Here is a 12,105-nt window from a genome sequence, read left to right as displayed (position 1 = left end):
TGTTATCTACCGGGAATGCTGGCTGGATGCTACGATTTTCAGGTGATTAAACCTTCTCCATTACCACCAAGCTGCTCCACAAAGATACAATACTACCTCCGGGGATTAATCCCCGCCAAACCCACCTAATCTAAAATAATCTCCTCAATTTGTAATTCAGGATTCATCTGTAAGCTAATGATTTCACCGGTTTCATGTAATTTCACTAAAGGAGATGCAGGGTGATCGTCATCAAAGTACACAATTTCCCCTGTCTTATGATTCGTCAGGTGGACGGTTTTTCCGACGGCCCGCTTCGCCAAACTTTCAATAAAAGGGTGGACAATCTTCAGATCTAACTTTGTATAACGCTCCTGAAATAGCTCATCCAGTGCTTTAAAAATGGATTGTTTCGCTTTATACATGCGGGCACTTGTCATCGCATGATATGTATCACAAACAGCTAGTATCCGGGCAAAAGTATTGATCTGTTCATTCCGTATCCCTAGTGGATAACCGCTCCCATCCATCCGTTCATGATGCTGAAGAATAGCGATTTTCCCTGTTTTCGATAAGCCAGTCAAATTTTCCACCATCCGGTAAGAGTACGTCGAGTGATTTCTCATATCTTGTACTTGCTGCTCGGTCAGTGGTCCGCCTTTTGTTAAGATATCAAAATCAATTCGGGTCATTCCGGCATCCGCAAGATAGCCGGCAACTCCAAGCTGAATCCATTCTCCTTTACGATAGCCTAACTCTTTTCCTAAGAATGCGGCGAGAAGACTGACAGCAACACTATGGTGATAAAGATAATCTTCCGCTGCCCCATATTGATGCAGGGTGAATATTTCCATATCTAATTCCCCAATTCGTTCAAGCAGCGGCAGAATAGATTGTCTTACCTTTACCATATCGATGGGAACACCGTTATTCCAATCTGCGAAGAATTGTTTATAATCCCGCACTACCTCCAAGTAATGGGCAGGGAAGGAGCGAGACTCTTCTGCTTCAAGGTAAATATTCCTTTCCACGGGTTTTGACTGTTCCTTAGACTTTACATGTTCTTTCGCGATAAATGCTTCACCGTTTTCTAACTTATTCGAGACTTCTACGGATTCAATTAGAAATTTATGTAAGACGGTAATATGTTCATTCGTTAAAATCGTTCCCTCTTTCATAATCGGGTGACCAGATTTACCCTTCACATCCCGTAAAAGCACGGTACCTGCAACTAATTGGGTTGGATGTACACGCATACTCCTGCCTCCAATTTTAAATGGGAAAAGTGACCCGCCTAAAACGTATATTTGTATCCGTTTATCCCGAGTCACTTTCAACACCGTTATTCTTCTATATCTTCATCATTTAGATCTTCATCCATTGCCGATGTTTCCGCGATGTCGCTGTCATGGTCGATTACCGTTTCCGTTTCACCTTCTGACGAGGAGTCATCTTCTTTAATTTCCAAATCCTCTTCATCATCAATCTTAGCAACGGTTGCAACCTGCTCCTTATCTTGCAAGCGAATGAGACGAACTCCCATTGCATTTCTTCCCGTTTCGGAAATTTCTTCAACCGGGATCCGGATTAAAACACCGGCAATCGTTATAAGCATCAGGTCTTCTTCACCTGTCACTGTTTTTACCTTCACGACTTTACCAGTTTTATCCGTAATTCTGCATGTCAGGACACCTTTACCGCCACGGTTAATTCTACGGTACTCTTCTTCAGGCGTCTGTTTTCCGTAACCATTCTCAGTCACATGAAGAATGTTTGCACCAGGCTCAATGATTTCCATCGAGACGACTTCATCATCATCCCGTAAGGAAATACCTTTCACTCCGGCTGCTGTTCTTCCCATCGGGCGAATCTGCTCTTCTTCAAAGCGGATCAGATAACCATTTTTGGTTGCAATCATAATATCTTTCTTCCCATTAGATAAACGAACGGAAATCAGTTCATCTTCATCACGTAGATGAACAGCAATCAAACCGCCACGACGGATGTTCGCAAACATGGAAAGTGATGTACGTTTCGCAATTCCAAATTTCGTCGTAAAAATAAGATACGCTTCTTTATCATACTCTTCCACCGCAATGACTGCATTGATCCATTCGTCATTTTCCACTTGCAGTAAGTTGATGATTGGAATTCCTTTTGCAGTTCGGCTGAATTCAGGAATTTCATATCCTTTCAAGCGATAAACCTTTCCACGATTCGTGAAAAAGAGGATCGTATCGTGGGTCGAACAAGAGACGAGTTGTTCAACAAAGTCGTCTTCATTCGTTCCCATTCCTTGAATACCTCGGCCGCCCCGGCGTTGTGTACGATACGTCGAGGCTGGCAAACGTTTAATGTAGCCGTGATGGGTGAGGGTGATGACGATATTTTCTTCCGGAATCAAGTCCTCATCCTCGAAAAAGCCAATCCCACCAGCAACAATTTCTGTACGACGTTCATTACTGTAACGCTCTTTAATTTCCGTTAATTCTTCACGGATGATTTCAAGTACTTTCTCTTCATCAGCAAGGATTGCTTTCAACTCAGCAATTAGTGCGAGCAATTCACTATATTCATTTTCAATTTTTTCCCGCTCCAAGCCAGTTAAGCGTTGGAGTCGCATATCAAGAATGGCCTGGGCTTGTTTCTCTGATAAATTGAATTGTGTCATTAACCCTTCACGGGCAATTTCAGTTGTTTTCGAATTACGGATCAAGTTAATGACAGCATCAAGATTATCAAGCGCAATCCGCAACCCTTCTAAAATATGAGCACGGGCTTCTGCTTTCTTCAATTCAAAAGCAGTACGCCTTTCAATGACCTCAACCTGGTGGGTGAGATAATGCTCGAGACACTGTTTAATATTTAATATTTGCGGCTGCCCGTCGACAAGTGCTAATGTGTTCACACCAAATGTCGTTTGCAAGGCAGTAAATTTATATAAATTGTTTAAAATAACATTCGCATTGGCATCCCGGCGGATTTCCATGACAATACGCATACCTTCACGGCTTGATTCGTCACGTAAATCGGTAATGCCGTCAATTCGTTTATCACGGACAAGCTCGGCAATCTTTTCTACGAGTCTCGCTTTATTCACTTGATATGGCAATTCGGTCACGATGATTGTTGACTTGCCATTTGCATGTTCTTCAATATCAACTTTTGCTCGCATTGTAATCGAGCCTCTGCCTGTTTCATAGGCTTTACGAATACCACTTCTGCCAATGATGATTCCCGCTGTCGGGAAATCTGGTCCCGGTAGATATTCCATCAATTCCTCGATTGTAATCTCTTCATCCTTCGATAAAGCGAGGACTGCGTCAATTGTCTCACCTAAGTTATGAGGAGGGATATTCGTTGCCATTCCGACCGCAATCCCTGACGTTCCATTCACTAGCAAATTAGGAAAACGGGCAGGGAAAACAGCTGGTTCCCGCTCTGAACCATCGTAGTTATCTCTGAAATCAACCGTATCTTTATTCAAATCACGGACTAATTCCATTGATATTCTTGATAGTCTTGCCTCAGTATAACGCATTGCCGCAGCTTGGTCACCATCAACCGAACCAAAGTTCCCATGACCATCGACAAGCATATGACGATAGCTGAAATCCTGTGCCATCCGAACCATCGTGTCATAAACGGCAGAGTCGCCATGCGGGTGATACTTACCGATTACTTCACCGACGATACGGGCGGATTTTTTATATGCTTTATCCGGAGTCATGCCTAAATCATTCATCGCATAGATGATCCTGCGGTGAACCGGCTTCATGCCGTCGCGTACATCGGGTAAAGCCCTTGATACAATAACACTCATTGAATAATCAAGGAAAGATGTCCGCATTTCCTGACTAATATTTATTTCCTGTACATTCCTGTGTTCTTCAGCCATTTCTGTTACCTCCTAGTCGGGAAAACTCATTTTCCCCGTAGAACAAAGGCGCAAGCGCCCTTGCAGGTTAAAAACGCGACGTCCTGTCGCAACACCTGCACTAGCACATCCTGTGCGTCGTAGCAACGTACAAACTGGAGCACTCCGGAATGAGATAAAGGAAACACAACGAACGATAGTGAGTTGATGTTGACTTATCGATTGGAGGAGTGTGAAGTTTGCTAGTTGCTGGGCGCTGGAGCCGGACGTGGCTAATGCCAGTGTTCATAGTTATCCACAGCACTTTGTTCTTATAGTTTTCTATCTACAGAAGAAACGAAAGAGGGGAGCAAATTGCCCCAGTCCTCTTCATTTCCAAATTCTATATATCCAAGTTTTGAACGTATTTTGCATTTTGTTCAATATAGTTTCGGCGCGGTTCTACATTATCGCCCATGAGCATATCAAAGACCTGATCCGCTTCAATCGCATCTGTCAGCTGCACTTGAAGCAAGGTGCGGTTCTCTGGATTCATTGTTGTTTCCCAAAGTTGATCTGCATCCATTTCACCCAGTCCTTTATAACGCTGGATAATTGGCTTTGGTGCTTCCGGCAGTTCAGTCAATGACTCTTGCAATTCCTCGTCACTATAAACGTATTGCACATTTTTCCCTTGTTTAATTTGGAAAAGGGGTGGCTGTGCAATATAGATATATCCGTGATCAATTAATGGACGCATATACCGGAAGAAGAAGGTAAGCAGCAAGGTGCGGATATGAGCACCATCCACATCAGCGTCCGTCATAATTACGATTTTATGATAACGTGCTTTTTCAATATCGAATTCTTCACCAATGCCTGTACCAATCGCAGTAATCATTGAACGGATTTCTGCATTAGATAAGATTCGGTCGAGTCTTGCTTTTTCCACGTTTAGAATCTTACCTCTTAGCGGCAGGATTGCTTGGAAATGTCTGTCCCTACCAGCCTTAGCAGACCCACCGGCAGAGTTCCCCTCCACGATATACAGCTCACTAATAGATGCATCTTTCGAGGAACAGTCGGCAAGTTTACCTGGTAAATTCGAAACTTCAAGCGCACTCTTTCTTCTCGTAAGCTCCCTTGCCTTTTTCGCAGCAAGTCTTGCCCTTGAAGCCATCAGGCCTTTATCGACTATAATACGGCCAACCGTTGGATTCTCAAGGAGGAACGTTTGGAACGTTTCACTGAAAACTTGATCGGTAACTGTACGTACTTCACTATTTCCTAGTTTGGTTTTCGTTTGACCTTCAAATTGCGGGTCCGGGTGCTTGATCGAGACAATTGCGGTCATTCCTTCACGAACATCGTCCCCGGTCAAGTTTGTTTCATTTTCTTTTAATAATCCGTTTCTACGAGCATATTCATTAATTACACGGGTTAAAGCAGTACGGAAACCAACTTCATGTGTTCCACCTTCATACGTATGAATATTGTTAGCGAAAGAATATAGATTCGAGGCAAATCCGTCATTGTACTGGATCGATATTTCAACTTCAATACCTTGGGTAGAGCCGTTAGCATAAAACGGTTCATGAAGTACATCTTTATTCTGGTTAATATATTCAACGTAAGAGTTGATTCCGCCTTCGTAGTAATAGCTGACAGGCTCTCTGTCTTCTCGTTTATCTTCTATTGTGATTGTAAGGCCTTTATTTAAAAAGGCGAGTTCACGGAGACGCTGCTCTAATATTTCAAATTCAAATTCCGTTGTATCTGTGAAAATCTCCGGGTCTGGTGTGAAATGGATTTCTGTTCCTTGAATCTCAGTTTCACCAACGACACCGAGTTCTTTCACGACTTTACCTTGTTCAAAAGCAATAGAGTAGATTTTCCCATCACGGTGTACGTATACTTCAAGACCGCTGGAAAGAGCATTTACAACGGATGCACCAACGCCGTGGAGTCCACCGGAAACTTTATAACCGCCACCACCGAATTTACCGCCGGCATGAAGAACCGTCATAATGACTTCAACTGCTGGTCGGCCAGTTTTCTTTTGGATGTCAACGGGAATTCCACGACCATTATCTTTTACGGTGATGCTGTTGTCTTTTTCAATGATCACTTGGATGTGGTCACAGTATCCGGCAAGGGCTTCATCGATACTGTTGTCGACAATTTCCCAGACAAGGTGGTGGAGTCCTCTTGCACTTGTGGATCCGATGTACATTCCGGGACGTTTACGAACCGCTTCGAGGCCTTCTAAGACCTGAATTTGTTCGGCGTCATAGGATTGATTATTAGATACATTTTCTTCCATAAATCTCTCACTCATTTCTATTTTAAAAGCTTACTTAAATTTATTTTGCAGTATGGTGACTTTCTTTCTAGGGTCCGCATTCCTGGCCCCTCTTTCTTTCCGTGGACGGCTGGTTAACCCAGGCGCACTGGGCATGACCGTTCTTAGCAGGCCTCCCATTGAAGTCTCAAGGTATCGGGAATGCTCCCGGAAAACTCTTATATCCTACATCAGTCTAAAGAGAAATTAATAAAGTGAAACTTCATTCAGTGGGGTTTGGGGTATCCTTCCCCCCCACTGAATGTTAGTTGAACAGAATCAGGGATTTACGGACTGTTTATCCCCGGTCTTCACATATTGGTTTTCCCTCATGTTTAGAGGAGGGGTATTACAGACCGTTAATACGTGAAAAAAATTAGAAAGATGCTAGTAATAGTCTTCCATGTGTTTGATGGTTGCTTTAATGCTTGTGCGTTTTTTTAGGGTTGCTACCGATAGAGTGCTGACGTAGGTTCCTTCTGTTGTGACCATCATTGATTTCGCATGGATAGTAGGTCCCTTTAGTGTTTTTTCCTGATTGGCTTTATCTATCATTTCTTGTAAGAGCACAGATGAGGAGATGAGCTCGTAATCAATTATTGCAATAATTGTTGAGGATTGTATGACATTCCCATTTCCTATATCAATAAACATAAGGTAAGTTAGGACCTCCTTTAGTGCTTTTCTACAGTTACAGTTCCATTTGTTACTCGGAACAATTCTGCTTCTTTTAATGTTTCATGATGAATACCATCAACGCTTGTTGTCGAAACAAAGGTCTGTACTTTTCCTTGAATGGTATTTAATAAATGGGATTGTCTAAAGTCATCCAGCTCACTTAATACATCATCTAACAGTAAAATCGGATATTCGCCGACTTCATGGTGAATCAATTCGATTTCTGCGAGTTTTAAAGAAAGGGCGGTTGTACGTTGTTGCCCTTGGGAGCCATAGGTCTGAACATCCATTCCATTCACGTAAAAGATTAAATCATCGCGGTGGGGACCAATCAGACTTGTTCCACGTTCGATTTCCTTTTCTTGTATCTCTTCGAATTTATTCTGAAAAGCCGTTTCGATTTCTTCTTCGCTATCCTGTTCAGATACATCGATACTTGCATCGTATTTAATTTCCAGCTCTTCAAGTTCTTGACTGATTTGATGATGAAGCGGTGCTGCCCATTTTCTTAACAGTTTTAAAAAGCTGAACCGTTTCGCTAAAATGATCGCAGCATGCTGGATCAACTGGTCGGTAAGGATCTCAAGCATGGTAACTTGGGTACTGCCTTGACGTTGTAATTGTTTTAGAAGAGAATTACGCTGTTTTAAAATCTTTTGATACTGTGCTAAATGATAAATATATGTCGCCTGGATTTGCCCGAGTTCCATATCAATAAAACGTCTGCGGGCTTGGGGAGGACCTTTTACAAGTGTCAAATCCTCGGGGGCAAACATGACGACATTCAATGCACCAATGAAATCACTTAATCTGCGTTGTTCCAGATGATTTAGTTTCGCTTTCTTTCCCTTCGTCGAGATAACCATCTCCAGGGGAAGGACCTGACTTTTCTTTTTTACTCTACCTTCTATTTTAGCATATTCTTTGTCCCATTGAATAAGTTCTTTTTCTTTCGTTGTCCGGTGAGACTTTGTAAAGGCTAGACAATAGATTGCTTCCATGAGATTTGTCTTGCCTTGGGCGTTCTCCCCGATAATGACATTGACCTTATCATCAAAAGTAAGGGTGAGCTCATCATAATTTCTAAAGTTTTTAAGGACTAGCTGTTCGATATGCATGCAATCTAGTCCTCGGCACTTACGATATAAGCATTTCCTTCGATTTCGACCGTGTCACCTGGATACAATTTCCGGCCGCGGCGATGTTCCAATTCTCCGTTTACATTAGCTCCGACATCTTTTAGATAGGCTTTGACCATACCGCCGGATTCAAGGATATTAAGAACTTTAATCAACTGACCAAGCGTTATATATTCCGTTGTTATGTTTACTTTTTCCTGCATATCATTCATCACCATGTTTTCTTTTCGTCTTATGGAAAAAAATGGAATAGCATTTCCTGTAAAAGACTTGTTAGTTTTAGTATTTACCGTTAAAAACTCTATAAACCTATTTTACTAAAGTTTTCACCATTTTGAAAGGTAATCCACTGGGGAGGGGCAAAAACTTCTCAAAATGGCTTATTTTTTGTTTTAAATTGAACAAAGGTGCGGGTGTCTATCCAGGTGCAAACTTATTTTTTCTTCAGCTGATGTTGACTTTCTTCACGAAGATTATAAATGCTCCTAAGCTCCGCATAAACGTTCGGCAAATTTTCAATTGAAGGATTGTTAAGTTCAGTACTGCGCAAAGCTTGTCCCATCACTTACACCTTTGTTAGCAAAAAAACCTTTATCCACATGTGGATAAAGGTTTTTTTCACTTAGTCTTTATAAAATTAATAGGTCCGGACTGGTAAAATTAATTGTAAAATCGAGTCATCTTCTTTTGGAATGATTACAAATGGGCGCATAGCCCCGGTAAAGTCGATAATCACTTCATCATATTCCATTGATTTTAGTGCATCCATCATATATTTTGAGCTGAAAGAGATCTTCAATTCTTCTCCTTCAATCGTTTCTACAACAATTTCCTCATGAACATTTCCTACTTCTGGTGAGTTACTTGTAATCTCTACAATGGAACTTCCTTGTGTTGTAAGCTTAACGACATTATTTCTTTCTTCTCTTGCAAGTAGAGAAGCTCTATCGATTGTATTTAATAATTCTTTTGTATTCACGACGATTCTTGTTTTTCTTTCTTCTGGGATAAGTCGAGAAGTTTCCGGATAATTTCCATCAAGTAAACGGGAGAGGAAGCTTAAATGCTTCGTCCTGAAAAGAATTTGGTTATTCGTTACATTGATTTCAACGGTTTCTTCGGTATCATCCAAGATTTTATTTAATTCATTTAAACTTTTTCCAGGTACAACCACATTATGAAACGCAACTTCAGCCGCTTCAATAGCTGTTTTTCGCATTGCTAAGCGGTGACTGTCTGTTGCCGTGAAAGTAAGTTCATTATTCTCTAATTTAATATTTACACCAGTTAATATTGGACGTGTTTCCATCGTTGATACGGCAAATACAGTCTGTTTGATCATATTTTTAAATAAAGGAATCGGCATTTCAAAACTTGTCTCTGCTTCAAGTCTTGGAAGATGCGGATATTCTTCTGCGCTTTGACCAACAAGCGTAAATTCTGATTTACCTGAACTGATTTTTACTTGATAGTTTTCCTCTACAATGAAATCCACGGTATCTTGTGGTAATTTCCTTACAATATCAGGGAAATATCTCGCTTGAAGCACAATTATTCCAGGTTCAATATTTTCAACATTTACATTTCCATTTTCTTCACTAGGAATAAAAGATTCGATCGAAATATCGGAATCACTTCCTGTCAATGTAATACCGTGAATGCTTGCTTCAATTTTCATTCCAGAAAGAATTGGAATGACAGGTCGTGCAGAGATTGCTTTCATTACATCTTGAACAGCAGTTATTAATAAATCTCGTTTGATTGTAAATTTCATGAATTTATCCTCCTAGCGGAAGTTCTCTATATATATATTATTTATTATAAAAAACAGTAATAATAGTAATAAGGCCTGTTGATATGTGGATAAGTATCTTGATATCTTGTTTCGTATAGTTTTACACATGTTGACAATCTGTTTATAATTGTGAAAGCTTATAAACAGTATACACAGGTATCCCGTTAAATTGATTTGATCGTTTCTATTATTTCATCGATTTCTTGACTGAAAGAAGTATCATCTGCAATCATTTTTGAAATTTTTTCATGGGCATGTATAACAGTTGTATGATCACGCCCCCCAAACTCGTCTCCAATTTTCGGTAAAGAAAGATCAGTCATTTCTCTTGAGAGATACATGGCAATTTGTCTTGGGAAAGCGATTGATTTTGTCCGTTTCTTCGCAGCAAAGTCTTCCATACGAATATTATATTTCCTTGAAACGATTTCTTGAATTCCTTCGACGGTAATTTCTTTTGGCTTATTGCTAGGAATAATATCTTTCAATGCTTCCGCGGCAAGGGCTGCATCAATATCTTGATTGACAAGAGAAGAATAGGCAACGACACGTATCAATGCACCTTCTAATTCACGAATGTTCGTATTGATTTGATTTGCAATATAAAGCATGACTTCGTTCGGTATTTCAAGCCCTTCTGCTTTTGCCTTTTTATTTAAAATTGCGATTCTCGTCTCGAGATCCGGTGGGGTTATATCTGTTATGAGGCCCCATTCAAAGCGGGAACGCAATCTGTCTTCCAGTGTCGGAATTTCTTTCGGTGGACGGTCACTAGAGATGATAATTTGCTTACTTTCTTCATGTAATGCATTAAACGTATGAAAAAATTCTTCTTGAGTTGATTCTTTTCCAGCAATAAATTGAATATCATCTATTAATAGGACATCAATATTCCGATATTTATTGCGGAAGGCATTCGATTTATTATCCATGATTGCATTGATGAATTCGTTCGTGAATTTCTCAGAAGTGACATAGGCAACCTTCGCATTAGGATTATGCTCTCTTACATAGTGGCCAATTGCATGCATTAAATGGGTTTTCCCAAGCCCAACTCCACCGTATATAAACAGCGGGTTATAAGCTTTCGCGGGAGCTTCAGCTACAGCTAGGGAAGCAGCATGCGCGAACCGGTTCCCAGCTCCGATTACAAATGTATCAAATGTATACTTTTCATTCAGCATGGAGTTAGGGAAGTCATTGTGGTTCGAAGGTGAAGTTGATTCTTGTCCTGTTTGTTTAGCTTCTACTGCAGGTGGTGAAGGATCAGGAATAATGAACTTTGTTTCAAGTCTTGATCCAGTTACTTCTTCCAACACTTCATTAATGACATTCGTATATTGGTTTTCTAGCCAATCTCTCGCAAATTCATTCGGTGCAGATACAATCAAAGTTGTCTGGTTTAGCTCTACGGCTTCTGTATTTTTTAACCATGTATCATAACTTGGTTTACTGACCTTTTCTTCAATTTTTTCTAATGCAGCTTGCCACAGCTCTTCAATATTTTCCAATTGGGAATTCACTCCTTTCTGTGTTGATAGGTTATATAGTGGTAGATTTTGTAGACAGGTTAAAATAGCCTCCCTTAATTGCCAAACTGGCAGAAAAAAAGGAGGTGAATGCTAATCTTTTTAATAAAAAGCCTGTGGATGAATGAATATGTAGTCCTTAAAGTTTAGCATGATTTATAAACTATATCCACAATTCTGTGGAAAAAATAATAAAGAAACTGTGAATGACTATCCACAAAGATATCCACAGCCTGTGAATAAAAATTAACCGCTATTAGTTTTCCACAGAATAAAACATAATAATAATACCAGATAAAAACTAATGGTGCAATGGTTTTTCGATAGTTATCCACATAACTCCCCGCATGTTTATAAAAAAATATCAACATACGTTTATCATGTGAGTAAATTGTCGATAGTAGTCGAATAATCTGGTTGGTTGAAAATCAAGGGTGTGTATAAGTTGTTGGTAGGTTATAATGCAGTTTTTGTGTTGTATAACAAGTGGAAATGAAGTGAGGAAGAGCGTGGTAAAATTTAATGTTGACATGAGGTATGTGTATTACGTATAATTATTAAGACCGTCTACTGGATTAGTTAAAAATTAAACTTTAGATATTAGAATCCCTGGGGAGGTGCAGTAAATGAAAAGAACATACCAACCAAGTAACCGTAAGCGTAAAAAAGTACATGGCTTCCGTGCACGTATGGCTACAAAAAATGGACGTAAAGTTTTAGCACGTCGCCGTCGCAAAGGAAGAAAAGTATTATCCGCATAAGCCACTGACAAATCAGTGGTTTTTTTA

The 12,105-nt window shown here is 40.2% G+C and carries 9 protein-coding genes; 1 reads left to right on the top strand and 8 read right to left on the bottom strand.

Annotation, left to right across the window (positions count from 1 at the left end; all coding sequences use genetic code 11):
- Window positions 1-125 precede the first annotated feature (125 nt).
- From WKU33_RS15280 to dnaA, 8 genes are all read right to left on the bottom strand, one after another.
- Entirely contained in the window at window positions 126-1,235 is a 1,110-nt protein-coding gene (locus WKU33_RS15280) for an HD-GYP domain-containing protein (protein ID WP_340455396.1), read from the bottom strand.
- An 86-nt stretch (window positions 1,236-1,321) separates the two neighbouring features.
- A complete protein-coding gene (gyrA, locus tag WKU33_RS15275; RefSeq protein ID WP_156855326.1) occupies window positions 1,322-3,877 on the bottom strand; it encodes a DNA gyrase subunit A in 2,556 nt (851 codons plus the stop codon).
- A 361-nt stretch (window positions 3,878-4,238) separates the two neighbouring features.
- The gene (gyrB, locus tag WKU33_RS15270) at window positions 4,239-6,158 is read right to left on the bottom strand and encodes a DNA topoisomerase (ATP-hydrolyzing) subunit B (RefSeq protein WP_336252132.1); all 1,920 of its coding nucleotides are present in this window, start codon (window positions 6,156-6,158) and stop codon (window positions 4,239-4,241) included.
- A gap of 405 nt (window positions 6,159-6,563) precedes the next feature.
- Window positions 6,564-6,830, bottom strand: a complete 267-nt coding sequence (remB, locus tag WKU33_RS15265) for an extracellular matrix regulator RemB (RefSeq protein ID WP_156855327.1) — start codon at window positions 6,828-6,830, stop codon at window positions 6,564-6,566.
- Window positions 6,831-6,850: 20 nt separating this feature from the next.
- On the bottom strand, window positions 6,851-7,972 hold the full coding sequence (gene recF / locus WKU33_RS15260) for a DNA replication/repair protein RecF (protein WP_156855328.1): 1,122 nt from the start codon (window positions 7,970-7,972) through the stop codon (window positions 6,851-6,853).
- 5 nt (window positions 7,973-7,977) lie between these two features.
- A complete protein-coding gene (yaaA, locus tag WKU33_RS15255; protein ID WP_156855361.1) occupies window positions 7,978-8,196 on the bottom strand; it encodes a S4 domain-containing protein YaaA in 219 nt (72 codons plus the stop codon).
- Between the two features lie 434 nt (window positions 8,197-8,630).
- Complete coding sequence (gene dnaN / locus WKU33_RS15250; protein WP_156855329.1) at window positions 8,631-9,767, bottom strand: DNA polymerase III subunit beta; 1,137 nt, start codon at window positions 9,765-9,767, stop codon at window positions 8,631-8,633.
- Between the two features lie 185 nt (window positions 9,768-9,952).
- A complete protein-coding gene (gene dnaA, locus WKU33_RS15245) occupies window positions 9,953-11,299 on the bottom strand; it encodes a chromosomal replication initiator protein DnaA (RefSeq protein ID WP_340455391.1) in 1,347 nt (448 codons plus the stop codon).
- 644 nt (window positions 11,300-11,943) lie between these two features.
- Here dnaA and rpmH point away from each other — a divergent pair.
- On the top strand, window positions 11,944-12,078 hold the full coding sequence (gene rpmH / locus WKU33_RS15240) for a 50S ribosomal protein L34 (protein WP_156855331.1): 135 nt from the start codon (window positions 11,944-11,946) through the stop codon (window positions 12,076-12,078).
- Window positions 12,079-12,105 lie beyond the last annotated feature (27 nt).

The organism is Oceanobacillus sp. HCA-5259, assembly GCF_037892815.1.
In the GTDB taxonomy this organism is placed as follows: domain Bacteria; phylum Bacillota; class Bacilli; order Bacillales; family Amphibacillaceae; genus Oceanobacillus; species Oceanobacillus indicireducens.
This window is presented reverse-complemented; position numbering and strand designations above follow the sequence as displayed.